The sequence below is a fragment of the Streptosporangium sp. NPDC004379 genome, from assembly GCF_042873875.1.
Classification (GTDB): Bacteria; Actinomycetota; Actinomycetes; order Streptosporangiales; family Streptosporangiaceae; genus Streptosporangium.
Map to the genome: position 1 here is coordinate 897,466 of NZ_JBIAMC010000001.1, position 24,609 is coordinate 922,074.

18 protein-coding genes are annotated in these 24,609 nt (G+C 72.2%); 5 read left to right on the forward strand and 13 right to left on the reverse strand.

Annotation, left to right across the window (positions count from 1 at the left end):
* Window positions 1–37: 37 nt before the first annotated feature.
* The 5 genes from ACFYSC_RS03990 to dxr form a co-directional block, all read right to left on the reverse strand.
* On the reverse strand, window positions 38–880 hold the full coding sequence (locus tag ACFYSC_RS03990; protein ID WP_362942173.1) for a GNAT family N-acetyltransferase: 843 nt from the start codon (window positions 878–880) through the stop codon (window positions 38–40).
* 56 nt (window positions 881–936) lie between these two features.
* On the reverse strand, window positions 937–2,619 hold the full coding sequence (locus ACFYSC_RS03995; protein ID WP_389956210.1) for an alpha/beta hydrolase: 1,683 nt from the start codon (window positions 2,617–2,619) through the stop codon (window positions 937–939).
* A 290-nt stretch (window positions 2,620–2,909) separates the two neighbouring features.
* Window positions 2,910–4,133, reverse strand: a complete 1,224-nt coding sequence (locus ACFYSC_RS04000; RefSeq protein ID WP_389956212.1) for an OmpA family protein — start codon at window positions 4,131–4,133, stop codon at window positions 2,910–2,912.
* A 132-nt stretch (window positions 4,134–4,265) separates the two neighbouring features.
* Window positions 4,266–5,435, reverse strand: a complete 1,170-nt coding sequence (gene ispG, locus ACFYSC_RS04005; RefSeq protein ID WP_389956215.1) for a flavodoxin-dependent (E)-4-hydroxy-3-methylbut-2-enyl-diphosphate synthase — start codon at window positions 5,433–5,435, stop codon at window positions 4,266–4,268.
* 36 nt (window positions 5,436–5,471) lie between these two features.
* Complete coding sequence (gene dxr, locus ACFYSC_RS04010) at window positions 5,472–6,644, reverse strand: 1-deoxy-D-xylulose-5-phosphate reductoisomerase (protein ID WP_389956217.1); 1,173 nt, start codon at window positions 6,642–6,644, stop codon at window positions 5,472–5,474.
* 209 nt (window positions 6,645–6,853) lie between these two features.
* Here dxr and ACFYSC_RS04015 point away from each other — a divergent pair, with 209 nt between their 5' ends.
* Window positions 6,854–7,996 (forward strand): trypsin-like serine peptidase, encoded by a 1,143-nt coding sequence (locus tag ACFYSC_RS04015; protein ID WP_389956220.1) that lies wholly within the window; start codon window positions 6,854–6,856, stop codon window positions 7,994–7,996.
* A 37-nt stretch (window positions 7,997–8,033) separates the two neighbouring features.
* Window positions 8,034–9,272, forward strand: coding sequence for a hypothetical protein (locus ACFYSC_RS04020; RefSeq protein WP_389956222.1), 1,239 nt, complete (start codon window positions 8,034–8,036; stop codon window positions 9,270–9,272).
* A gap of 133 nt (window positions 9,273–9,405) precedes the next feature.
* Here ACFYSC_RS04020 and ACFYSC_RS04025 read toward each other — a convergent pair whose 3' ends face one another.
* Window positions 9,406–10,836 carry an aldehyde dehydrogenase family protein gene (locus ACFYSC_RS04025; protein ID WP_389956224.1) on the reverse strand — a complete coding sequence of 477 codons (1,431 nt, stop codon included), beginning with the start codon at window positions 10,834–10,836 and terminating at the stop codon, window positions 9,406–9,408.
* Window positions 10,837–11,053: 217 nt separating this feature from the next.
* Between ACFYSC_RS04025 and ACFYSC_RS04030 the strand changes: the two genes are divergently transcribed.
* Complete coding sequence (locus ACFYSC_RS04030; RefSeq protein ID WP_362942021.1) at window positions 11,054–11,680, forward strand: TetR/AcrR family transcriptional regulator; 627 nt, start codon at window positions 11,054–11,056, stop codon at window positions 11,678–11,680.
* 200 nt (window positions 11,681–11,880) lie between these two features.
* Here the strand turns inward: ACFYSC_RS04030 and ACFYSC_RS04035 are convergent, their stop codons facing one another.
* The gene (locus ACFYSC_RS04035; protein ID WP_389956228.1) at window positions 11,881–13,338 is read right to left on the reverse strand and encodes a PucR family transcriptional regulator; all 1,458 of its coding nucleotides are present in this window, start codon (window positions 13,336–13,338) and stop codon (window positions 11,881–11,883) included.
* A gap of 98 nt (window positions 13,339–13,436) precedes the next feature.
* On the opposite strand from ACFYSC_RS04035, the gene gabT reads away from it, so the two are divergent.
* Window positions 13,437–14,789: a 4-aminobutyrate--2-oxoglutarate transaminase gene (gene gabT, locus ACFYSC_RS04040; RefSeq protein WP_362942015.1), complete on the forward strand. Its 1,353-nt coding sequence runs from the start codon at window positions 13,437–13,439 to the stop codon at window positions 14,787–14,789.
* Window positions 14,790–15,003: 214 nt separating this feature from the next.
* Window positions 15,004–15,213: a hypothetical protein gene (locus tag ACFYSC_RS04045; protein WP_362942012.1), complete on the forward strand. Its 210-nt coding sequence runs from the start codon at window positions 15,004–15,006 to the stop codon at window positions 15,211–15,213.
* Window positions 15,214–15,376: 163 nt separating this feature from the next.
* Here the strand turns inward: ACFYSC_RS04045 and ACFYSC_RS04050 are convergent, their stop codons facing one another.
* The 6 genes from ACFYSC_RS04050 to ACFYSC_RS04075 form a co-directional block, all read right to left on the reverse strand.
* Entirely contained in the window at window positions 15,377–17,080 is a 1,704-nt protein-coding gene (locus ACFYSC_RS04050; RefSeq protein ID WP_389956233.1) for an ABC transporter family substrate-binding protein, read from the reverse strand.
* A 22-nt stretch (window positions 17,081–17,102) separates the two neighbouring features.
* A complete protein-coding gene (locus ACFYSC_RS04055; protein WP_389956236.1) occupies window positions 17,103–19,163 on the reverse strand; it encodes a dipeptide ABC transporter ATP-binding protein in 2,061 nt (686 codons plus the stop codon).
* Window positions 19,160–19,999 (reverse strand): ABC transporter permease, encoded by an 840-nt coding sequence (locus ACFYSC_RS04060; protein ID WP_389956239.1) that lies wholly within the window; start codon window positions 19,997–19,999, stop codon window positions 19,160–19,162. The genes ACFYSC_RS04055 and ACFYSC_RS04060 overlap by 4 nt, the downstream gene beginning before the upstream one ends.
* A 1-nt stretch (window position 20,000) precedes the next feature.
* Window positions 20,001–20,975 (reverse strand): ABC transporter permease, encoded by a 975-nt coding sequence (locus ACFYSC_RS04065; protein WP_362942000.1) that lies wholly within the window; start codon window positions 20,973–20,975, stop codon window positions 20,001–20,003.
* A gap of 494 nt (window positions 20,976–21,469) precedes the next feature.
* Window positions 21,470–22,693, reverse strand: a complete 1,224-nt coding sequence (locus ACFYSC_RS04070; protein ID WP_389956243.1) for a saccharopine dehydrogenase family protein — start codon at window positions 22,691–22,693, stop codon at window positions 21,470–21,472.
* 283 nt (window positions 22,694–22,976) lie between these two features.
* Window positions 22,977–24,317 carry an extracellular solute-binding protein gene (locus ACFYSC_RS04075; protein WP_389956247.1) on the reverse strand — a complete coding sequence of 447 codons (1,341 nt, stop codon included), beginning with the start codon at window positions 24,315–24,317 and terminating at the stop codon, window positions 22,977–22,979.
* Window positions 24,318–24,609 lie beyond the last annotated feature (292 nt).

The following is a 24,609-nucleotide window of genomic DNA, read 5'->3' on the forward strand; positions in this document are numbered from 1 at the left end:
CGGTCCTCCGCTCGGAACGGCACCTCAGAACGGCACCTCAGAACAGCACCGACATGAAGGTGCCGACCTCCTCGAACCCGGCCTTGCGATAGGCGGCCCTGGCGGGGGCGTTGTAGTCGTTGACGTACAGCGAGACCACCGGCGCGAAGCAGCCGAGCGCGTGCTGGATCACGGCGGCCATCCCGGCCGCCGCGTGCCCCCTGCCCCGCAGCTCGGGGTGGACCCACACGCCCTGCACCTGGCAGGCCAGCGGCGTCACCGCGCCGATCTCGGCCTTGAAGACGACCCGGCCGTCCTCGATCCGCGCGTAGGACCGGCCGATGCGGATCAGTTCGGCGACCCTGGAGCGGTATAACGCGCCGCCGTCCCCGGCCTCCGGGGAGACGCCCACCTCCTCGGTGAACATCGCCACGCAGGCCGGCAGGAGGATCTCGAACTCGTCGGGCCGGACCCGCCTGACCAGCGGGTCGGGTGGCACCGGCGACGGCCGGACGGCCGCCATCACCGGCTGCGCCCAGCGGACGGCCCGAGCCGGGCCCCAGTGGGGCTCCAGCCGCTCCCACAGCGGTCCCACGGCCTCCACGGGGCCGACGATCGACGAGCAGCGGCGGCCCTGCCTGCGGGCACGGTCGGCGAAGGCGTGCACGGCCTCGTGGCCGGCGTTGACCGGCACCAGGTTGGCGCCGGCGTAACAGAGGGCGGTCAGGCCGCCGCGCGGTCCGAAGCCCCACATCTGCCCGCCGAGCCTGGCCGGGCTGAGCCCGACGGCACGGACCCGGGAGGCCACGAAGACGTTGGCCACAGGGTCGGCGTCGAGCAGCGCCAGAACCTCGTCACGGTCGTTGTCGTCGAGCACGCGCGACGCCATCGTGCGGAGCATCACGGCCTCAGCCTACGCGACCCCCTCGATTTTGGCAGGAACCAACTCAGAGGCCGTCATCCCCCCATGGCGATCGCGCGGGCCACCGGGCGCTCCTCCGCGGGCACGGGCTCGGGGTTTCCGGCGCAGCGGACGTCGGCGGCGATTCCGGGACGACGTGCCGCGCCGTATGCGGATCCCGTCCCGTTCCCGGCCGTTCCGGTCCTGGCGGCTCCGGCACGGCGGGCGTCATCGGACGCGGCCGGCGGCGCGGGCACGGGCAGGACACCGTCCCTCAGGTAGGCGAACAGGCGGCGGTCCACGCACGCGTTCCCGTCGAGGGCGACGCCGTGGTTGCCGCTCGTCGCGCTCACCAGCCGGGAGGCGGTGAACAGCCGGCGCAGCCGCAGCGCCCCGTCGTACGGCGTGGCGGCGTCCCGCTCGGCCTGGATGAGCAGGATCGGCGGGAGCCTCGGGTCGTCCCGCAGCCCGACCGGCGTGCCGCCCCGCTGCGGCCAGAACGCGCAGGGGGCGTTGTACCAGGCGTTGGACCAGGTGAGGAAGGGCGCCCGGCTGTGCATCCGCGTCATGTCCCGCCGCCAGACGCCCCAGTCGCGCGGCCAGGCGGCGTCGCGGCACTGCACCGCGAGGTAGACCGCGTAGCTGTTCTCGGCCGCGGCGTCGGTCTCGACGTTGCGGCGGTAGGCGGCGAGCAGCGGCCCGGCGTCGCCCTTGCGGACGTAGGCGGAGAACGCCTTGGCGAACTGGGGCCAGACCAGGTCGGAGTAGCCCGCGACGGTGTAGAGGTCGTCGAGTTCGCTCGGGCCGAGCCTCCCGCCCGCCGGGTGGTCGCGCAGCCGGTCGCGCATGGCGTACCAGGCGAAGGAGACGGCCTTCTGGGTCGGGCCGAGCCGGTAGAGGTCGTTGTGGCGGGCCGTCCACCGCAGGAAGTCCTGGTGCCGCCGGTCGAAGGTGACGTTCTGCGCGAGGTTGGACTCGTACCAGATCCCCTTGGGGTCCACCACGCTGTCCAGGACCATCCGCCCGACCCGGTCGGGGAAGAGGGTGGCGTAGACCGCGCCGAGATAGGTGCCGTAGGAGTAGCCGAGATAGTTGATCCGCCGCTCGCCGAGCGCCTCCCGGATCGCGTCCATGTCCCGGGCGGAGTTCTCGGTGGTCATGTACGGCAGCAGCCAGTTCCACCGGCTCCCGCACGCCTCGGCGTACCGGCGGGCGCGGTCCGCCAGCACCGACTCCTCCCGGCGGTCGCGCGGCACGTAGTCGGGACGGGGGGCGTCGTAGAGCTTCCCGGGGCTCATGCAGCGCAGCACGGGCCGGCTCCTGCCGACGCCCCGCGGGTCGAAGCCCACCACGTCGAACCGGCCGGACAGGCCGGGAGGGAGTTGGGCGGCGACCCGCCGGGCAAGGTCGCGGCCCGAGGCGCCGGGCCCGCCCGGGTTGACCAGCAGCACCCCCAGGTGGTCGCGGCCGGGTGCGGCCGTCCCGCGGATCCGGGTCAGGGCCAGGCTGATCGTCCGGGACGGGTCGCCGTAGTCGAGCGGCACCCGCACCGAGGCGCACTCCTCGGTGTTCGCCGCCCGGCCGGGGACGGCCGGCGGCCCGAAGATCCCGGTGCCGTGCTGCCCGCCGCAGGGTTTCCAGGCCGGCTCGTCCCGCCGCTGCGCCACCGCCCCCTGGGGCGCCCCGAGCGCGGCGACCAGCAGCGATACGCCCCCGATGACCCCGATGACCCTTTTCACATCATCCCCCTACTCCTACGGCAGAGGTGATGGTCTCCCGGGGCGGGACGGGGCCACCGGCGACACGGCCGGTTCTTTACCGGCGCACGCCCGGCCGATTACCTCCGCGAGGGACGCGGGACCGACGGCGGCGCGCCCGGACCGGGAGGTCCGACGGCCGGCCCGGGAGGTCCGCCGCATCACGCCGGACGGCCCCGCGCGAACCGTCCGGGATCCGTCTCCGGTGAGCAGCGGACGCGTGGAGCGGCGGACCCTCGTCGAGGGCGGGTGGATTCCCTTCCCCCCTGACCTCAGGTGACGGTGGAGACGACCACCCGGCGGTTCCTGGCGCGTCCCGCCGGATCGTCCGAGCCGTCGGACCTGGTGTTCGGCTCGACCGGTTTGGCCTCGCCGTATCCCCGCGCCTTCAACCGTGATCGCGCCAGGCCCCCCTCGCTCGCCAGCCACTCGACGACCGCCTGGGCCCGCCGTTCGGACAGCGACCGGTTGTAGGAGTCGTCGCCCTTGGCGTCGGTGTGCCCGTCGACGGCGATCGGCGCGCCCGCTTCCGCCTTCTCCCCGATCTCCCGGGCGATGCGCCTGAGCTCGGAGGCGGCCGCGGGCTTGATGACCGCCTCGTCGAAGTCGAACAGCACGTCGGCCCTGAGAGTGAAGGCGATCGAGTCGTCTCCCTTCAGGATCTCGCTCTTGCCGACCTCGTACGACTTCAGCTCGGCGGCCGGGATCTCCACCGCGGGCACCTCGACCGCGGGCACCTCCACCGCCGGCACCTCGACGGCCGGGACGCACTCGTTCCGGTCGTTGCAGGCGTTCGGCCGGATGATGAACGGGCGGATGACGAACGGCCGGATCACGAACGGGCGGATGATGAACGGCCGGATCACGAATGACACGATCCCGCCCTCCTTCGGTTCGACCTGGCACACCTCGGGTGTCGACACGCCCTCGGCGTGCTGCGCCTCGGCCCGCTTTCCGTCGGCCCGAACCGGATCGAGCTTGATCCCGCCCGCGTCGACGCCGGGTATCTCGACCGGCGGGATCTCCACGGCGGGAATCGACACCGGCGGGATCGACGCCGCGCCGAGGCACCCTCCGGGAGCCGGGGCGATCTCGGTGCACTGGGCGGGAACGCGCTGTGCGGGGATGTCGACGCCGGGGATGGTGACGGCGGGAACGGTGGTGCCGCCGATCTTCGCCTCCGGGATGACCACCGGGTCGGCGTGCACGGCCGGGATGTCCACCGCCGGGATGAGCTTCCCGTTCGGGCAGTCCGCCGGCTCGGACCCGGTCGGCACCGGCGTCGGCGTCGGCGAGGCCGGGCCGCCGGACGCCTCGGTGGCCGTGGTGGCCGCGGTGGTCGCGGTGGCGCTTTGCGAGCTCGCGTGGGCCGGCGTCTGGCGCTCCTCCCCGCCCCCGCCGATCGTCGTGGCACCGCACGCGGCCGTCACCACGGCGAGCAGCGGTGTCAGAAACCTGATTCTCGTCGTGATGGATCTCCCGGGGATTCTCCACATGACCCTCGACGATAGGAGATCCACCTTCAGGATCCGTATAGCGCGTTCATCGAGGCCGAGCGGCGGGGATCCGTGGCACGGGACCCGGGCGTGTGGATCCTCACGGTGGTGAGGATCCACGAAGCGCGTGGGTCAGCCGACGACGACCTGGGCGCCGGAGCCGTCCTCGTCGTCGAGGTCGACCTCGACGCCCATCTCCTCGGCCAGGCGCAGGGCCTCCTCGATGAGGGTCTCGACGATCTGCGACTCGGGGACGGTCTTGATGACCTCGCCCTTGACGAAGATCTGGCCCTTGCCGTTGCCGGAGGCGACGCCGAGGTCGGCCTCGCGGGCCTCCCCGGGGCCGTTGACGACGCAGCCCATCACCGCGACGCGCAGCGGGACCTTCAGCCCGGCGAGCCCGGCCTGCACCTGCTCGGCCAGGGTGTAGACGTCGACCTGGGCGCGGCCGCAGGACGGGCAGGAGACGATCTCCAGGCCGCGCTCGCGCAGGCCCAGGGACTCCAGGATCGCGGCGCCGACCTTGATCTCCTCGACCGGCGGGGCCGACAGCGACACCCGGATGGTGTCGCCGATGCCCTCGGCCAGCAGCGCGCCGAACGCGACGGCGGACTTGACCGTGCCCTGGAACGCCGGGCCCGCCTCGGTGACGCCGAGGTGCAGGGGGTAGTCGCAGCGGGCGGCGAGCAGGCGGTACGCCTGGACCATCACGACCGGGTCGTTGTGCTTGACCGAGATCTTGATGTCGCGGAAGCCGTGTTCCTCGAACAGCGAGCACTCCCACAGCGCCGACTCCACCAGCGCCTCGGGGGTGGCCTTGCCGTACTTCTCCAGCAGGCGGCGGTCGAGCGAGCCGGCGTTGACGCCGATCCGGATCGGCACGCCGTGGTCGGACGCGGCGCGGGCGATCTCGCCGACCTTGTCGTCGAACTTCTTGATGTTCCCGGGGTTGACCCGGACCGCGGCGCAGCCGGCCTCGATCGCGGCGAAGACGTACTTCGGCTGGAAGTGGATGTCGGCGATCACCGGGATCTGCGACTTCTTCGCGATGATCGGCAGCGCCTCGGCGTCGTCCTGGGACGGCACGGCGACGCGGACGATCTGGCAGCCCGAGGCGGTCAGCTCGGCGATCTGCTGCAGCGTGGCGTTGATGTCGGCGGTGACCGTGGTGGTCATCGACTGCACCGAGACCGGCGCGTCCCCGCCGACCGGCACGGAACCGACCATGATCTGACGGGATTTGCGACGCTCGGCGATCGGCCGGGTCCGTACGGACGGCATACCGAGAGCAACAGAAGTCATTTTTCAGCCCTTGAAAAAGTCGACGGCGTTGACAGTCTAGGCAGCCGCGGTGAGCTCCCGGGCACGAACCCGCGCCCAGGTGTCGGCGGCGAGCACCTCCTCGACCGAATCGGCCTCGGTGACGGCGTGCTCGGCGACCACCGCGGCGACGGTGTCGACGATGCCGGGGAACGGCAGCCGACCGGCCAGGAACGCCTCCACGCAGACCTCGTTCGCGGCGTTGTAGACGGCCGGGGCGGTGCCCCCGGCCTCGCCGACGTGCCGGGCCAGCGCGACGGCGGGGAACGCCTCGTCGTCGAGCGGCTCGAAGGTCCAGGTGTGGGCGCGGGTCCAGTCGACCGGGGAGGCGGCGCCGGGGACCCGGCCGGGCCAGCCCAGGGCCAGAGAGATCGGCAGGCGCATGTCGGGCGGGCTGGCCTGGGCGACGACCGAACCATCGGTGAACTCCACCATGGAGTGGATCATCGACTGCGGGTGGATCACGACCGTGATGCGGTCGAAGCCGATGTCGAACAGCAGGTGCGCCTCGATGACCTCCAGGCCCTTGTTGACCAGTGTGGCGGAGTTCACCGTGACGACCGGCCCCATCGACCAGGTCGGGTGGGCCAGCGCCTGCTCGGGGGTGACCCCGGTGAGCTCGGCGCGCGGCCTGCCGCGGAAGGGGCCGCCGCTCGCGGTGACGATCAGCCGCCGCACGGCCGAGGCGTCGGGGCCGGTGGGGCTCGCCGCCCACAGGCACTGGGCGAGCGCGCTGTGCTCGGAGTCGACCGGGATCAGCTGCCCCGGCCCGGCCAGGCGCTTGACCAGCGGGCCGCCGACGATCAGGGACTCCTTGTTGGCGAGCGCCAGCGTACGGCCCGCCTCCAGCGCCGCCAGCGTCGAGGTCAGCCCCAGCGCGCCGGTGATGCCGTTGAGCACCACGTCGGAGGGCCAGGCCGCGGCCTCGGCGACGCCCTCGGGCCCGGCGAGGACCTTCGCGGTCACGCCGAGCGCGGACAGGGCCTCGCGCAGCGCGGGGACGGCCGCGGGGTCGGCGACGGCCACCGCCTCGGGCCGGAACTCGGCCGCCTGGCGGGCCAGCAGGTCGACACGGGAGCCTCCGGCGGCGAGCGCGGCGACCCGGAACCCGCCCGGGTTGCGGGCGATGACGTCGAGGGACTGGGTCCCGATGGAGCCGGTCGAGCCGAGCAGGACGACGGAGCGTGTCATGTCTGGGTCCATGGCCCCATTCTCGCGGCTCCCGCCCACCGGTCGCGCCCCGCGTCGGGAGCGGGTTTCGCGGAACGCGGGAGACGGGCGATAAAAAGCGCAATTTAAGTCCGAATTTAGATATAGCAATACCTGTAAATCTTGAGAAATATAGACATGCGGCGCACTAGCTTCCCGACCCATCGATTCAGGTTTTCGGAGGTAGAGAAATGCGCCGTACGGCACGCCTGGTCCCCACCCTCACGCTCGCCGCGGGCAGCGCCCTGCTGCCAGCGGCGTTCGCCCACGGCGCGTCGGCGGCCGCCGCACCCGGCGCGGCGGTCGCGCACGGCTCGTCGGCGGCGGGCCCGCACGGCGCCGGCGCGGCGCGGAGCGCCTCACGACCCGCCGCGCGCGCCGCCGCGGTTAAGGCGGCCCCGGAGCCGGTCGGGAAGGAGGCCGCGGAAACCCGGAGCGAGCAGCGCGCCGTCAGCCGCTACTGGACCGGGGCGAAGATGGAATCCGCCAAGCCGCTCGACGTGCCCGCGCCCAGGAAGGAGGGTGTCCGGCTCACCGCGGCCGCGACCGCCGAGCAGGCCGCGGCCGACCCGGTCGAGGTCCCGGCGACCCGTCCGGGCGGCGGGACCGTGACACCCGCCGCGTCGGCGGCGCGCACCTCCAGCGGGGCGGCGTGGACCCGCGGCGGGACGGTGGCGAAGACCGCCGGCCGGGTGTTCTTCACCTACCAGGGCCGCAACGCCTCCTGCTCGGCCACCGCCGTCACCGGCGGCAACAGGAGCACGGTGATCACCGCCGGGCACTGCGTGCGGATGGGCGGCGCCTTCCACACCAACTGGGTGTTCGTCCCCGGCTACGCGAACGGCGAGCGCCCGTACGGCACCTGGGTGGCGACGGCCCTGTACACCACCCCGCAGTGGAACAACGGCGAGGACGTCAACTACGACGTGGCCGCCGCCGTGGTGGCCCCGCTGGAGGGCAGGTCGCTGACCGACGTCGTCGGCGGGCAGGGCGTCTCCTTCAACCAGCCCCGCAGGCAGCGGATGCACGCCTTCGGCTACCCCGCCGCCGCCCCCTACGACGGCTCCAGTCTGACCTACTGCGCCGGCCAGACGTTCGACGACTTCATGATGTCCCGCGACCTCGGCCTGAACTGCACGATGAACGGCGGGTCGAGCGGCGGGCCCTGGTTCGCCGGCTTCGACGAGAACACCGGGCTGGGCACGGTGAACTCCGTCAACAGCTTCAAGTACGGCTTCGCCGGCGGCTGGATGTTCGGCCCGTACTTCGGCGCCGAGGCCCGCGACGTCTACGAGGCCGCCCAGGAGGCGGCCACGCCCATTGACCGAAAGTAGTCACAACGACACACCACGTAGTGCAAAATCAGTCCTCATGACCTCAAGCCTCCCCCTGCTTGCGGGTGCCGCGCTCGTCGCCGGGCTCGTCGGCGGCCCCGCGGCCCGTCCCGCGACCGACACGGCGCCCCCCGGACCCGGCCGGACGGCGCCGGCCGTCGCCCAGCGGACCCGCCCGGCCGGCGCGGTGACACCCGGCACACCCGGCACACCCGGCACACCCGGTGCGCCCGGTGCGCCCGGTAAGGCGGGCCCGTCCGGTACGGCCGGTCCGGCGGCCCCGGTCACCCCGGTGGCCCCGATCGCGGCCGGTGTCGCCGACGTGGCGGAACACGCGGCCGCGGACGACGCGTACGGCCACCGGCGGGTGCTCGGCTACTGGACCCCCCGGCGGATGGCGGCGGCCGTCCCGATCGGCATGCCCGGGGAGGTGACCGGGCTGCTGGACGGCCGCCGTGCCGTCGCCGGCGGTGGCCGTACGGGGGCCTTCGGGGTGAAGGACCTTCCCGGTCCCGCCTCCGCAGGGAACGACCGCCCGGCCGTCTCGGGCGAGCGCCTGGCCGCTCCCGCGGCCGGGACCCGGCGGGCCGCCCCGGTCACCGGGGCCCGCTGGGTCACCGGCGGCTCGGTCGCCCAGACCACCGGGCGGGTCTTCCTCACCATCGGCGGGGTCGACTACGTGTGCTCGGCCAGCTCCGTCCGGAGCGCCAACCGCGACCTGGTGGTGACCGCGGGGCACTGCGTCAAGGACGGCACCGGCGCCTGGGCGGACAACTGGGTCTTCGTGCCGGGCTACGACCGGGGGCGGCAGCCGTACGGGCAGTTCACCGCCCGCCGCATGTTCGTCGCGGGCCCCTGGGCGCGCGGCGCCGACGACAGCTACGACGTGGGCATGGTGGCGCTGAACACCAGGGACGGCAGGCACCTCGGCGACGTCGCCGGGGCGCAGGAGATCGCCTTCGGCGCCCCCCGGGGCCGCCCGGCCCACGGTTTCGGCTTCCCCGCCGACGCCCCCTACGACGGTGAGCACCTGGTCTACTGCGCCGGGCCCGTGCGCGACGACCCGCACGAGCAGACCACCGACCAGGGCATGCGCTGCGACATGACCGCCGGCTCCAGCGGCGGCCCCTGGCTCACAGGTTTCGACTCCGCCACCGGCCGCGGCACGATCACCTCGGTGAGCAGCTTCAAGTACAGCGACGACCGCGGCACGATGTACGGCCCCTACTTCGGGAGCACCGTCAGGGACCTGCACACCGTCGCCGAGCGGTCCTGACGGAGACGGCTCCGGCGGCCCCGGGAGACGGCGGCCGGAGCGTGCGTGGCCCGCGGCCCGATGAGGGTCGCGGGCCACGCGGAGACGACGCGGAGGGGGAAGCCGGGCCCGGCCCGGCGGCCCCGCCGGGCGGTCAGAGAGAGGACAGGCCGGTGAGGACCATGACCTTCTCGTAGGTGAGGTCCTCCATGGCCGAGCGGACGCCCTCGCGGCCGACGCCGGAGTCCTTGACGCCGCCGTAGGGCATCTGGTCGGCGCGGTAGGACGGGACGTCGCCGATGATCACGCCGCCGACCTCCAGCTCCCGGTTGGCCCGGAAGGCGATGCCGAGGTCGCGGGTGAACACCCCGGCCTGCAGGCCGTACCTGGAGTCGTTGACCGCGGCGAACGCCTCGTCGACGCCGGAGACGGTCTGGACGGTCATGACCGGGCCGAAGACCTCCTCGCAGCCGAGCCTGGTGTCGCCCGGCACGTCGGCGAGGACGGTGGGGGCGACGGTGGCGCCGTCGCGGGTGCCGCCGGTCAGCAGCCGGGCGCCGGCCGCGACGGCCTCCTTGACCCAGCTCTCGACGCGCTCGGCGGCCTCGACGGAGACGAGCGGCCCCACCTGGGTCTTCTCGTCGGCGGGGTCACCGGTGACCAGGGCCTCCACGGCCGGGACCAGCTTGGCGAGGAACGCCTCGCTCACCTGCTCCTCGACGATGACCCGCTGGACCGAGATGCAGCTCTGCCCTGCCTGGTAGTTGGAGAACAGCGCCGTCCGGGAGGCGGCCCAGTCGAGGTCGGCGTCGGCGAGCACGACGGCCGCGGCGTTGCCGCCCAGCTCCAGCGTGACGTGCTTGCGCGGCACCCGGTCCATGATGGCGTAGCCGACCGGCCCGGATCCGGTGAAGGAGACGACCGGCAGGCGCGGGTCCTCGACGAGGGCGGAGGCGCGGTCGTTCGGGACGGGCAGGACCGAGAACATGCCGGCGGGCAGGTCGGTCTCGGCCAGGATCTCCCCCAGCACCAGGGACGACAGCGGTGTCGCCGGGGCGGGCTTGACGATGATCGGGGCGCCGACCGCGATGGCCGGGGCGACCTTGTGGGCGACCAGGTTCAGCGGGAAGTTGAACGGGGTGATCGCCAGGACCGGACCGTGCGGGACGCGGGAGACGTAGGCGAGGCGCCCCTCGGAGGCGGCCTCGGTGTCCAGGCGCACGGTCTCGCCGTTGAGGCGGCGGGCCTCCTCGGCGGCGAACCGGAAGGTGGAGACGGCGCGACCGACCTCGCCGCGGGCCCAGAAGATGGGCTTGCCGTTCTCCTCCATGATGAGCCGGGCGATCTCCTCGGTCCGCTCGGTCAGGCGGCGCGCGACGTGGGCGAGGGCCGCGGCCCGCACGTGGAGGGGCAGCGCGGCGGCCTGCCTGCGTACGGCGTCGGCCGCGGCGACGGCCTCCTCGACCTGCTCGGGGGTCGGCACGGAGCAGACGCCGACGACGCGGCCGTCATGGGAGTTGGTCACGGTGAGCTCGGCGTCCCCCGTGGCGGGGCGGCCGGCGAGCCAGAAGGGGCGCACGTCCATGGCTCAGACGCTATGTCACGGCCCTCGGGGCGGTGTTGCTCCACGATGCACAAGACCCTTGCGCCGCCGCGCCGTTACGCATAAAAATATCTCGCTCTCAGCCTGTAACGAAAACAGGGCCAATTATGGATATTTCTGAGATGGCACCTGTTTCATGGAGCGCGGCCCCGATCACGTCACAGATCGCCACCACCCGAGAGCGGAAAGGCATGGTCGCATGACCTCTACGGCGCCACGCGGCCTTCAGGGCGCCTATCTGGTCGGCGAGCGCGCCGGCCAGGACGAACTGCGCGGCAGGCTGCTCGACGTGGCCAGTCAGCTTCTGATCACCGTCGGCCCGGAGAGCCTGTCGATGCGCCGCATCGCAGCCGAGGCCGGATGCTCGACGACCGTCATCTACACCATGTTCGGCAGCAAGGAGGGACTGGCCGAGGCTCTTTACCTGGAGGGCTTCGAGCGGTTCCGGCGGCGGCTGGAGGCGGTGCCGCCGCACCGCAACGCGCTGGAGCACCTGACCGCGCTCGGTCCCGCCTACCGGGAGGCCGCGCTCGCCGAGCCCGGGTACTACGCGCTGATGTTCGAGCGGGCCATCCCCGGCTTCTCGCCGAGCGAGCGGGCCAGGACCCTCGCCAGGGCGGCGCTGAACGTCCTCGACCGGGTGATCGCCGACTGCATCTCGGCGGGCTATCTCATCCCGACCCAGCCCAGGAAGATCGCCGACGCGCTGTGGGCGGCGGCCCAGGGCGCGATCGGTCTGGAACGCGCCGGGCACCTGCGCGACGACCGCACCTACCAGACCGTCACCTACGCCACCATCTCCCGCTACCTCGCCGACCGCTCCTGACCGTCCGGCCTCCCGGCCTCCCGGTCGTCCGGACCGTCCACGCCGCTCGATCCGCCCCGGACCGCCGGGCCCGGCGCGCCGCGACCGCTCCGTCCCCGCCTCCGTCCCCACCTTCGTCCCCGCCTTCGTCCCCGCCTTCGTCCCCGCCCTTGGCCGCGCCGCGGCCGGCCCCGGCCTCCCGGCCGCCGGACTCGCGGCGGTCAGCCCGCGACGGTGAGCGCGACCCACAGCTCGGCGCGGACCGCCGGGTCGTCGAGGTCGCGGCCGAGGAGCTCGGCGACCCGGCGCATGCGGTAGCGCAGGGTGTGCCGGTGCACACCGAGCCGCTGCGCCGCCGCGTCCCAGTGGCCGTTGCAGGCGAGGTAGGCGCGCAGCGACTCCAGCAGGTCGGCGCGCGAGCCGTACTCGCGCAGGGGGGCGAGCAGCGCCGCGGCGAACGCCGCACCCGCCTCCGGGTCGAGCAGGGCGAGCAGGCCCTGCCCGGCGAGGTCGGCGAAGCGCATGACCCCCGCCTGGCCTCGGCGGGCCCCGGCGAGCGCCCGGTCGGCCTGGTCGAGCCCGGTGCGCAGGTCGTCGAGGCCGACCGGGGCGCCGATCCCGACGGAACCCTGACCGGCCAGCGCCGCGGCCGTCTCCTCCGCGCGGTCCTCGGCCACGACGACGACCACCCGGTCGTCGAGGGGCGCGGCGAACTCACCCCCGGCGGCCTCCAGCACCGCCTCGGCGTCGCCGGCCGCGCAGAGCACGGTCAGCGGCCCGTCCGGCAGCCCGTCGCCCAGCCGTTCCAGCGCCTCGACCCCGGCCCGCACCTGTCCGGCGAGCAGCAACCCGAGCACCGCCGAGCGGACCCGCCGCTCGGCGGCCAGGTGCTCCCGGCCGTGCTCGACGGCGAGGGTCAGCAGTGAGCCGGCGGCGTTGACCACGGTGTGCGCGACCGGGGTGAACGGCCGTTCCAGGCCGACGGCGAAGAAACCCCTGACCCGGCGGGCGCCGAGCGGCTGCACGACGACGTGCTCCCCCGGCGTGGACAGCGACAGGCTCGCGGGCGCGCCGCTCCCGGGGGGTCTGCGGAGGCGTTCCAGCTCGGGGCGGAGGGCGGCGACCCGGGAGGCGCCCCGGCCGGTGGCGTGCCGTACGGCTCCGGACTCGTCGAGCAGGACGGCCCAGCCGCCGAGCTCGCGGGCCAGGCGGTCGATGACCGCGCGCGGTCCCTCGGGGCGCAGCGCGGCGCGGGTGAGGCGTCCCTGGGCGGCGAAGGCGCGGCTGATCTCGTCGTACTGCTCGGCCGCGATCAGGTCGCTGACCAGCTTGCTGATCGCGACGAAGGGCGTGTCGCGGGGCACCTCGACGAGCGGCAGCCCGGCCCGCGCCGCCGCGGCCACCAGCTCGGCGGGGACCGTCTCGTGCCCCAGGCCGACGCCGAGCCCCAGGCCGGTGACGCCCTTGCCGACCAGCCGGGCGACGTACGGCGCGGCGTTGCCGGCGTCCAGGCGCATGCCGGTGGTCAGCACCAGTTCGCCGCCCTCCAGGAAGGGCGTCGGGTCCTCCAGCTCGCTGACCGCGACCCAGCTCACCGGCCGGTCGAGGCCGTCGTGCCCGGCCAGGACGCCGAGCCGGAGCGGCAGGCGCCGCACGACGGTGCGGAGCGTCGGCGCCACGGTCCACCTCCGGTTTGTACGTTACGTCCAGCACGCTCTTCGCAATTTTGCCATAGTGCATCATCAGCGCACCGGCGGACGCGACATACCTTCGCACTATGAGCACCGTCACCCAGGGCGGCCCCTCGCTTCCCCAGGAGCGCCGGGTCGTCACCGAGATCCCGGGCCCCAAGTCGCGCGAGATGTTCGCCCGCAAGCAGGCCTCCGTCCCCCAGGGCATCGGCACCACCCTGCCGGTCTTCGTGACGCACGCCGGTGGCGGTGTCGTCGTGGACGCGGACGGCAACTCCCTCATCGACTTCGGCTCCGGCATCGCGGTGACCGGCGTGGGCAACGCGGCCCCGCGCGTGGTCGAGCGGGTCACCCGGCAGGTCGCCGACTTCACCCACACCTGCTTCATGGTCACGCCGTACGAGTCGTACGTGGAGGTCTGCGAGAAGCTCAACGCGCTGACCCCCGGCGACCACGAGAAGCGGACCTTCCTCCTCAACAGCGGCGCCGAGGCCGTGGAGAACGCGGTCAAGGTCGCCCGCAGCGCCACCGGGCGCGACGCGGTCGTGGTGTTCGACCACGGCTACCACGGCCGGACACTGCTCACCATGACGCTGACCGCCAAGAGCATGCCGTACAAGCACGGTTTCGGGCCGTTCGCCCCCGAGGTCTACCGGGTGCCGCTGGCCTATCCCTACCGCTGGCCGACGGGGCCCGAGAACTGCGCCGAGGAGGCCGCGGCCCAGGCCATCGACCAGATCTCCAAGCAGGTCGGCGCGCAGAACGTGGCGGCCGTGGTGATCGAGCCGATCGCCGGCGAGGGCGGCTTCATCGAACCGGCCAGGGGATTCCTGCCGAGGATCGCGGAGTTCTGCCGTGAGAACGGCATCGTCTTCATCGCCGACGAGGTCCAGACCGGCTTCGCCCGGACCGGGAACCTGTTCGCCTGCGAGGACGAGGGCGTCGTCCCGGACATCATCGTGACCGCCAAGGGCATCGCGGGCGGCCTGCCGTTGTCGGCCGTCACCGGCCGCGCCGAGCTGCTCGACAAGGTCCACCCGGGCGGACTGGGCGGCACCTACGGCGGCAACCCGCTGGCCTGCGAGGCCGCGCTGGGCGTGATCGAGACCATCGAGGCCGACGACCTGGTCGGCAGGGCCCGTCACATCGGCGAGGTCATGCTGCCCCGGCTGCGCGCCCTCGCCGAGCGTCACCCGGTGATCGGCGACGTGCGCGGCCGCGGCGCCATGATCGCCATCGAGCTGGTCGTCCCCGGCACCAAGGACCCGCACCCCACCGCGGCGGGCGAGATCGCCAGGCGGTGCCACGCCGAGGGCCTGCTGGTGCTGACCGCCGGCACCTACGGCAACGTGCTGCGGTTCCTGCCGCCGCTGGTCATGCCCGACCACCTGCTGGAGGAGGGCCTGACCATCCTGGAGAAGGCCATCAGCGAGGTCTGACCGTTTACATCCTCATAAAAGGGGCACCCGGCTTGATGGCGGGTGCCCCTTTTGCTGCCATATGGCATGCACACGGGACGTGATTTAACCGCTCCTTGGCTCTCAGCACGACGATCACGGGAGATCGCGGCGTTATAACGGTTGCGATACGAGATCGCAGATCACGACCGGAGGCGCGATGAGCCGGCGGCCGACCAGAGGGGGGCAGGACGCCATGACCTTCGATCCCGAGGGCCTGACCCGCACCCAGCGGGAGGGCGACGCCTGCGTGGTCTGCCACAAGAAGTGGCCGCGCCCGCGCATCAGGATCGGGCGGCTGCCCGACGAGGCGGCCCTGTTCGCCTGCCCGGAGTGCGCCGACGCGCTGCTGCAGGACCCGCGGGAGAACGTCTACCCGCTGCCACGCCGCGCGGCCTTCTTCTAAACCCCCGGCGTCTTCCGGCTTCTGGACCCCCCGCATCTCCCGGCGGAGAAGGGGCTCGCCGTAGCGCCGGGAAGGGCCGGGAAAAGGGCCGTGCCCTCCCCCGCCGGAGCGGGGAAGGGCACGGAAGACGCGGTCCCGCGCCGGTGTCACCGGGCGGGGGCGCCTACTTGGTGAAACCGATCTTCGTCCAGTCCTTGTCGGCGTAGCCGAAGGAACCGTAGTTCGCCAGGGTCTTCTTGGCGGCGTGGATGTCGGGACGCTGGTAGATCGGGAGGGTGTGCACCTCGTCCCAGATCAGCTTGTCGGCCTGGTTGCCCAGCTCGATGGCCTTGGCCGGGTCCATCTCACCGCCCACCTGCTCGATGATCTTGTCGAGCTCGGGGGTGCCGATGCGCGGGAAGTTGCTGCCGAAGTTCTCCGGGCCGGTCGGCGTCTTGTAGATCTGCGCCAGGCCGCCGAGCGGGAACGGCGTGCCCAGCCACGAGAACGGCGTGAGGTCGAAGTTGCCGGGGATGATGAAGTCGTCGAAGAACTTGTCGCCCGGCACCGGCTCGACGGTGACCTTGACGCCGACCTCCTTCAGCATCGCCTGGGTGAGCTCGCCCTCCTGCTTGGACAGCGGCAGGTCGGCCGGGACGATGAAGCGGAGGTTGAGCTCCTTGCCGTCCTTCTTGCGGTACTCGCCCTCCTGCTTCCAGCCGGCGGCGTCCAGCAGCTGCTTGGCCTTCTCCGGGTTGTACTTGCCGAGGTCCCCGGAGTTGTCCACATAACCCTTCTGGGTGTTCATGTAGACGTGGTTGTTGAGGAGCTGGATCGGCCAGTCCATGTCCTTGAGGTCGGACTGGGCGATGGCCTCGCGGTTGATGCCGAGCACGACGGCCTGGCGGACCGACTTGTCCTTCAGCATCTCCGAGGAGCCGTTGAAGGTGAAGTGGCGCCAGTTCGGGGCCGCCGCCTTGCGGATGTCGACGTTCGGCACCTCCTTGGCCCGCTTGAGGTCCGCGGCGTTCGCCGGGATCTCCACCGCGTCGATCTCGCCGTTGGCGAAGGCGCCGATCATGGCGGTCTGGTCGATGGCCCGGAAGATGACCTTGTCGAGCTTGGCCTTCTGGCCCCACCACTTGTCGTCACGGACGAGGGTGGCGGTCTTGGCGGTCTGGTCCATGGACTCGACCTTGAACGGGCCGGCGGTGACCGGGAGCTTGTCGATCCAGCCCTTGTTGAAGTGCTCGGGCGTGTCGTTCGTGGAGGCCGGGTAGAGCGGCCCGAACAGGCCCTTCCAGTCGGGGTAGTTCTTGGCGAAGGTGACGATCACCTCGTAGTCGGAGGCGCCCTTCTCCACCGACTCGATGCGCTCGTAGCCCTCGGTCGAGGAGACCTGGTACTTCTTGTTCTCGCCGTTCAGCGCCTTCCACTGGGCGACGAAGTCCTTGTAGGTGATCGGCGTGCCGTCCGACCAGACCGCCTTCTCGTTGAGCTTGTAGGTGACGACCTCCTTGCCACTGCTGAGGTCCATGTTCCACTCGGTGACGTAGTCCGGGTTGTTGACGACCTCGGCCTTGTCATCGGCGATGCCGATGATCGGCATCAGCGGCTCGATCACGTCCTTGGTGCTGGCGTTGGTGCCGTTCACCTGGTTGTAGTTCCACTGCTCCTGCCACTGGCTGAGGCCGAGCTTCACCACGCCGCCGTCGGCGACCTGCTCGTAGGCGACCGGGTTGATCGTGCTGCCGGGCAGCTGGGAAGCCTGCTGCTGGGCGGCCTGGCTCGACTCGGCCTTCGGCTTGTCGCCGCTGCCGCCGCCGCAGGCGGTGAGGGCCATGGCCAGGAGCGCGGCTCCGGCGGCGGCCTTGTAGCCAACCTTCACGTGTTCCTCCATCGGGGATTCGTCAGGAGACCGCGGTCTCGGGGACCTCGGTCACCTCGGGGTAGTGGCAGGCGGCGCCGTGATCGGCGGCGGGCGCGAGCCGGGTGACAAGGGGTTCTTCGGTGTCGCACCGGCGCGCGTCCTCGGCGCTCAGCCGGGCGCGCTTGGGGCAGCGGGTACGGAACCGGCAGGCCGACGGCGGCGATGCCGGGCTGGGCAGGTCGCCCTCCAGCAGGATCCGCTCGCGTGAGCGCTCCAGGTTCGGGTCGGGCAGCGGGATGGCCGACAGCAGCGCCCGCGTGTAGGGGTGGGCGGGCCTGGCGTAGACCTCCTCGACCGTGCCGATCTCGGCGATCTTGCCGAGGTACATCACGGCCACCCGGTCGGCGATGTGCCGGACCACCGACAGGTCGTGGGCGACGAAGAGGTAGGACAGGCCGAGCCTGACCTTCAGCTCCTCCAGCAGGTTGATGACACCCGCCTGGATGGACACGTCCAGCGCCGACACCGGCTCGTCCAGCACGATCAGCTTCGGCTCCAGCGCCAGGGCGCGGGCGATGCCGATGCGCTGGCGCTGGCCGCCGGAGAAGTGCTGCGGGTAGCGCTCGGCGTGGGACGGCTCCAGGCCGACCAGGGTGAGCAGCTCGGCGACCCTCGCCCTGACGTCCTTGCGGCCGTGCGCGCGCAGCGGCTCGGCGAGGATGTCGCCGACCGGCATCCTGGGGTCGAGCGCGGCCATCGGGTCCTGGAAGACGATCTGCAGGTCCCTGCGGAGCGCGAGGCGCTCGCTCCGGCCCAGCGTGGCGCTGTCCTTGCCCAGAACGACGACCGTGCCGCCCTGGGGCGCCTCCAGCTGCATGATCTGCTGCAGGGTGGTGGTCTTGCCGCAGCCCGACTCGCCGACCAGGGCCAGCGTCTCGCCCTCGGCGATGTCGAAACCGATGCCGTCCACCGCGTGCACGGTGCCGACCCGGCGCTTGAACACCGCGCCCTTCATGAGCGGGTAGTGCCGGATCATGTCCTCGACCTTGAGCACGGTCTCCCGCTCGGCGCGCGGCCGGGGCGCCTCCGTCTCGACGGGGGGCTCGGGAACCGGGTAGATCGTGGCGCCGTCGAGGTTCTTCAGCTCGATCTCGTGCGCGCGGATGCAGGCCGCCCGGCGGGTGCCGGGGCCCACCGGCTCCAGCTCGGGCTCGCCGTCGTCGCAGGCGTCCACCTTCATCGGGCAGCGCGGCGCGAACGGGCAGCCCGGCGGCAGCGCGGCCGGCGAGGGCGGGTTGCCCTCGATCGGGATCAGCCTGGCCGACGGGCGGTCCATCCGCGGGATCGAGGCGAGCAGCCCCATCGTGTACGGCATGCGCGGGCGGTAGTAGATCTCCTCCACGCCGCCCAGCTCGACCGGCCGGCCGGCGTACATGACCAGCACCCGGTCGGCCAGGCCGGCGACGACCCCCAGGTCATGGGTGATCATCACGATGCCCGCGCCGGTCTCCCGCTGCGCGGTCTTGAGCACCTCCAGTACCTGGGCCTGGATGGTGACGTCGAGCGCGGTGGTCGGCTCGTCGCAGATCAGCACGTCGGGGTCGTTGGCGATGGCCATGGCGATCATGGCGCGCTGGCGCATGCCGCCGGAGAACTCGTGCGGGAACGCCTTGGCCCGGACGTCCGGGTGCGGGATGCCGACCAGGTCCAGCAGTTCGACGGCCCGCCTGGCGGCCTTGTCCTTGCCGACCTTCTGGTGGATCCGCACCGCCTCGGCGATCTGGTCGCCGATGGTGTAGACGGGGGTGAAGGCCGACAGCGGGTCCTGGAAGATCATGCCGATGGACTTGCCGCGGAGCCTGGTGAGCTCCTCCTCCGGCATGCCGATCAGCTCCTGACCGTGGAGCTTGACCGAGCCGCTGATCTCGGCGCCCTCGGGCAGCAGGCCCATCACGGCCAGCGAGGTCACCGACTTCCCGGAGCCCGACTCGCCGACGATGCCGAGCACCTCGCCCCGGCCGAGCCGATAGCTCACGCCCCGGACGGCCTTGATGCCGCCGCGGAAGGTGACGTTGAGGTCGTTCACCTCGAGAATCGTCATGTGTTACTCCCCGGGTCGAGCGCGTCGCGCAGGCCGTCGCCGATGAGGTTGACGCTGAGCACCAGCAGCACGAGCAGACCGGAGGGGAAGAGGAAGAGCCAGGAGTAGCCCGGGACCTTGTCACTTCCCGCCGCGATCAGGGTGCCGAGCGAGACGTCGGGCGGCTGGACGCCGAATCCGAAGAACGACAGCCCGGCCTCGCCGATGATCGCGGCACTCACGTTCAGCGTGGCGTCGATGATCAGCAGGGAGGAGAGGTTCGGCACGACGTGCCGAAAGATGATCTTCCATCCGGGGATGCCCATGTAGCGGGCGGCCAGGATGTACTCCCGTTCCCGCAGGGAGAGCGTCATGCTCCGCACGACCCGGGAGGTGATCATCCAGGAGAACACGGCCAGCAGCAGCACGAACCACAGCCAGGAGCCGCCCCTGAGGCGCGGCGAGACGATCGCGATGATCAGGAAGCTGGGCAGCACGAGCAGCAGGTCGGCGCCCCACATCAGGGCCTTGTCCAGCCAGCCGCCGAAGTAGCCGGCCGCGGCGCCGACGAGGGCGGCGAGGCCGGTGGAGATGAGCGCGACGAGGAAGCCGATGACGATCGACTTCTGCATGCCGTGCAGGGACACCGCGTAGACGTCCTGGCCGATCTGGGTGGTGCCCCACCAGTGCTCGGCCGAGGGCGGCTCCATGAACGCCGTGAAGTCCTTGTCCATCCAGTCGTGCGGGCCGAAGAACGGGCCGACGTAGGCCAGGAGGAGAAGCAGCAGCAACGCGATCAGACCGTAGCGGGTCTGCCGGTTGCGCATCATGCGGGCGAAAACGACCTTGGATCGCATCTCAGCTCACCCGCACCCGGGGGTCGAGGGCCGCCACGAGGAAGTCCGACAGCAGTCCCGCGACGAGCACGCAGACGGCGGCGAACAGGTTCACCGCGGCGACCGCGTTGGTGTCGTTCTGCTGGATCGAGTCCACCAGCCAGGCGCCCATGCCGTTCCAGCCGAAGATCTTCTCGGTGAAGATCGCGCCGGTCAGCAGCGTGCCGAAGGTGAAGGCGAAGTAGGTGGCGGCCGGCACCAGCGCGGTCCGCAGCGCGTGCTTGAGCAGCGCCGCCTTGCGGCTGAGGCCCTTGGCGCGGGCGGTGCGGACGAAGTCCTGGCCCAGTACGTCCAGCATCATGTTGCGCTGGATCCGGCTGTAGAAGGCGATCTGCCCGAGACACAGGGAGATCGTCGGCAGGATCAGGTGGTTGAGCCGGCTGATCGTCTGGTCCCAGCCGCTCAGTCCCGGGGTGTACTCGCCGGTGTACTCCAGCTTGGTGCCCAGCAGCTCGTTCGTCCCGACCGCTCCGATGGTGAGCATCTTCGCCATCACGAAGACCGGGACCGCCATGATGACGAAGGACGCGACGCCGATGACCCGGTCGCTGACCCGGTACTGCCTGATCGCCGCGAAGGCCCCGACGGCCACACCGATCCCCGAGCCGAGGACCGTGCCGATGAGCAGCAACCGGAGGCTGACGCCGATCCGGCGGCCCATCTCCTCGTTGACCGACTTGCCCTGCCAGGTCTTGCCCAGGTCACCGGTGACGACGCCGGAGGCCCAGGTCACGTAGCGCTCGAAGACGGGCTTCTTGTCATTGAGGTTGTAGTCGTCCAGCGTCGAGTCGACGACGGCCTCCGCCACGGGCGGTTGACGACCTTCGTACTTCGCCCTGGGGTTGAGGCTGGTCGCGGCGAGGAAGTACGCCATGCTCGCGGCGATCGCCACCAGCAGGACGTTGCTGACCAGCCGCTTCAGCAGGTAGGCGCCCATCGGCCTCCCCTCATGTGTCGCCCGGGAGCGCGAGGGACGGCGGCGGTTCACCGCTCGGTGGACGTCACCTGATCCCAACTAGCGCATGGTTGATCCCGCTATGTCTCTTTTAAGGCGGGATGAGCGAAACCATACCTGGGGGTAGTGATTACATCTGACCGTAGGGGGTAACGATCCGGATTCGAGATGTCCAGATCCTGTGACACAACGTCGTCTTCGCAGGTCAGAGCTCCGTCCTCGCGGCCTTCGAGCGCCGCCCGGCTCCGGGCGCGCCGAGGAGGCGGCCCCGGAGCCGGGACCGCCTCGATGGGCGAAGCCGTACGGAAGACCCCCTCGGCCCACGGAAACCGTACGGCAGAGCCGCCTCCACCCGCGGAATCCGTACGGAGGACGGCCGCCGGCCGGGACCCCACGGAACGCCCCGACGGGACCCCCGCGAAAGGGCCGGCCGGGACCCCCGTGAGGGAGCCCCGGCCGGTGGCCGCGCGGACGGCTCAGGCGGGCTGGAGCGCCGCGAGCTGGTCGCGCACGCCCCACGGGGAGCCGTACTCGCCCAGCAGATCCAGGAACGGCACCGCGTCGAACGCCTCCGGCCCCAGCACCCCGGAGCCGGTCCAGGCTCCGGTGGCCAGCAGCTCCAGCGCGACGACCGGATGCAGGGCGGTCTGCCAGACGACGGCCTGACAACCGTACTCCCGCATCGACCACTCGTTGTCGACCACGTGGTACAGGTAGACCTCGCGCGGCCCGCCGTCCTTGCCGACGCCCTTGACCCAGGTGCCCGCGCAGGTCTTGCCGCGCATCCGGTCGCCGAGGGTGGCCGGGTCGGGCAGGCTGGCGGCGACCACGTCGCGGGGCGAGGTCTCGACGCCGCCGACACGGATCTTGCCGGCGTTGTCCAGGCCGAGCTTGTGCAGGGTCTTCAGCACCCCGATGAACTCCTCGCCGAGGCCGTACTTGAACGTCACGCGCCTGGCGTCGACCCAGCGCGGGACGAGCAGCACCTCCTCGTGCTCGACGTTCACGCACTCCACCGGGCCGATGCCCTCGGGGAAGTCGAACACCTCCGGCTCGCTGAACGGCTCGGTGGTGCGCCAGCCGCCGTCCTCCCAGATGACCGGCGGGTTGAGGCACTCCTCGATGGTGGTCCAGATCGAGAAGGTCGGCGCGAAGTCGTAGCCGTCCACCACCAGGTTGGACCCGTCGCGGATCCCGATCTCGTCGATGCTCTCGAAGAGGTGGTCGGCGGCGTAACGGGCGAACACGTCGGCCAGGCCGGGCTCGACCCCCATGCCGACCAGGGCCAGCCGGCCCCGGTCGCGCCAGGCGCCGTCCATCGCGAACTGCTCGTCGCCCAGCTTCACCCCGGGCAGCTCGTACGGTCGCCGGGGGTGGGGGCGCGACAGCGACATGGCCATGTCCAGGTAGTGCGCGCCGGCGTTCAGCGCCGCCCGGAACAGGGGCATGGTGAAACGCGGATCCACGGCGTTGAAGAGCACGTCGCAGCGGTGCTCGGCCAGGGCCGCCTCCACCGCGGCCTGGTCGGAGGCGTCCAGCGCGATGGCGCTGAACCGTGGATCGGCGACCTTGGCCACCGCCGCGGCGGCCCGGTCCTGTTGGGAGTCGGCAACCACGATGTGTTCGAAGAAATGTCGGCGCGCGGCGATCGGAACGACGGCGGACCCGACGCCGCCCGCTCCCACAAGGAGGATTCTCATGGCCCGATCCTACTCACTGACTGGTCGACCAGCCAATAGCGAGGACACAAATTCACCACTGAATCCATCGCTGATCGCGAGCAGAGCTACGGAAATCGCGGTGATCCCACCGTCTGACAGACATACATGGGGACCCGCATGGCAGATGCACCCGGGGACGAGGCGGGCGCTCCGGGGTCGGGGGAAACACCCGGAGCGCCCCTGACGGGCCACGCCCGGCGGGGGGTCGGGCGCGCCCGCGGCTCGTCAGGCGCGGGTCACCGGCGGGTCACGGAGAAGCCGGTCACTCCACCAGGTTCTTCCACCGCTTCACCCAGTCGGTGTAGTCAGTGCATTCCCCGCCCGCGCCGCCGCAATCCTTCGACGGGCGAACGGCAAAGAAGACGCGCTTCAGCCACGCCGCGTCCCCGACATGGTGGGCGTCGCAGACGCGCCGCGTCTCGCCGCCGCACGCCTCGGGGTTCGCCGGGGCGAGGCCGGTCCAGGCCGCGGCGGCGCGCTGCGCGGCCGGCGAGGTGATCCAGTCGAGCCACCGGTACGCGCAGTTCGGGCTGGCGGCGCCGGAGGAGAGCATCCAGGAGTCGGCCCACCCGGTCATCGGCGCGCCGCCGAGCGCCTTCACCGGACGGCCCGCCCGCGCGAAGAGGTCGGCGTGGTACGGCAGGGCCCCGCCGAGCCGTACCCGGTCCGTCGCGAACGCCCGGATCACGTCCAGGGAGTCCCGCCAGTAGACCCGGCCGGGCCCGTCGTGCCGGGAGACCAGCTCCACGGCCGCGTCGAGCTGCTCCGGCGTGAGCTGGAACGGGTCGTCGATCTCCAGGTCCGGCCGCGTCTCCTTCAGCGCGAGCGCGGCCCCGGCGAGGCTCATCGGGGTGTCCCTGATCGCCGCCCGCTCGTCGTCGTAGAGGTCCTGCGGGCCCTTGGGCCGCTCACCCCGGTAGAGGACCTCGTCGGCGCTCCACAGGTACGGCACGCCGAAGACCTCCTCCCCCCGCCGCGTCGAGGGCAGCTCGCGCAGCCGCTCCGGAACGTCCTTGTAGGAGGAGAGGAGACCGGTGTCGATCGGCGCGACCTTCCCCTCCGCGACCAGCTCCCCGGCCAGCTCGGGTGAGGGCGACACGACGTCGTAGGACCCCGGCCGGAACTTCGCCGCCATCTCCTCGGCCGAGCCCACCCGGTCCAGCCGGACGACCCGGCAGCCGGTGCGCTCCTCGAAGGGCGAGACCCAGTCGGCCCCGGTCAGCGTCGCGCCGTACTCGACGTGGCCCTGGAAGGTGAGCACCCGCAGGATGCCCTCCCCCTTGCCGATCGAGGCCGAGGGCTTCGGCGAGGGGCTCCGTCCGGCCGGGCCGCCGGTCGTCCCGGGCCCCGGGGTGGCCCCGGATCCCGGCGTCGCGGCGGACGTCGCGGTGGGCACCGGGGTGGGCGCCGGGGTGGGCGCCGGGGACGGCGAGCCGGTGGACGCGGGCGCGGCGTTCCGGGCGGCGGCGGGGTCCCGGGCGGCGGCCGCCGACCCGGTCACGGTCCCGCCGGCGGTCACGGTGCCCGCCGCCACGCACGCGGCCAGCGCCAGACCACCCGCCAGCGCGCCCCGGCGTGTACGGCGCAGCCCGTCCCTGCCCACGAAGACCCCTTACCGACGCGTCGACATCTGTGCGGAGCCTACCCCGGCCCGCGTCCGGCCCGGCGGGGACTCGCGGCCGCGGATCCCCGCCGGGGCCCCGAGGCTGAGCCCGTCCGGCGGGCCGTCCCGCCCACCACGAGCCCGGGTCATCGGTCTCCCCGTCCGCCGTGCCCGCGGGGCGGGGTGTCAGGAGGCGGGGTGTCAGGAGTTGGTGGGGAAGCCGAGGTTGACGCCGCCGTGGCTGGGGTCGAGCCAGCGGGAGGTGACGACCTTGCCCCGGGTGTAGAAGTGG

Coding starts and splice junctions, on each gene's coding strand:
- ACFYSC_RS04000 (WP_389956212.1), bottom strand. CDS start 4,133: ATGTGGAGAATCCCCGGGAGATCCATCACGACGAGAATCAGGTTTCTG.
- ACFYSC_RS04020 (WP_389956222.1), top strand. CDS start 8,034: ATGACCTCAAGCCTCCCCCTGCTTGCGGGTGCCGCGCTCGTCGCCGGG.
- ACFYSC_RS04070 (WP_389956243.1), bottom strand. CDS start 22,693: ATGAGAATCCTCCTTGTGGGAGCGGGCGGCGTCGGGTCCGCCGTCGTT.
- ACFYSC_RS03990 (WP_362942173.1), bottom strand. CDS start 880: ATGCTCCGCACGATGGCGTCGCGCGTGCTCGACGACAACGACCGTGAC.
- ispG (WP_389956215.1), bottom strand. CDS start 5,435: ATGACTTCTGTTGCTCTCGGTATGCCGTCCGTACGGACCCGGCCGATC.
- ACFYSC_RS04065 (WP_362942000.1), bottom strand. CDS start 20,975: ATGGGCGCCTACCTGCTGAAGCGGCTGGTCAGCAACGTCCTGCTGGTG.
- ACFYSC_RS04015 (WP_389956220.1), top strand. CDS start 6,854: ATGCGCCGTACGGCACGCCTGGTCCCCACCCTCACGCTCGCCGCGGGC.
- gabT (WP_362942015.1), top strand. CDS start 13,437: ATGAGCACCGTCACCCAGGGCGGCCCCTCGCTTCCCCAGGAGCGCCGG.
- ACFYSC_RS04060 (WP_389956239.1), bottom strand. CDS start 19,999: ATGCGATCCAAGGTCGTTTTCGCCCGCATGATGCGCAACCGGCAGACC.
- ACFYSC_RS04030 (WP_362942021.1), top strand. CDS start 11,054: ATGACCTCTACGGCGCCACGCGGCCTTCAGGGCGCCTATCTGGTCGGC.
- ACFYSC_RS04045 (WP_362942012.1), top strand. CDS start 15,004: ATGACCTTCGATCCCGAGGGCCTGACCCGCACCCAGCGGGAGGGCGAC.
- ACFYSC_RS04025 (WP_389956224.1), bottom strand. CDS start 10,836: ATGGACGTGCGCCCCTTCTGGCTCGCCGGCCGCCCCGCCACGGGGGAC.
- dxr (WP_389956217.1), bottom strand. CDS start 6,644: ATGACACGCTCCGTCGTCCTGCTCGGCTCGACCGGCTCCATCGGGACC.
- ACFYSC_RS04055 (WP_389956236.1), bottom strand. CDS start 19,163: ATGACGATTCTCGAGGTGAACGACCTCAACGTCACCTTCCGCGGCGGC.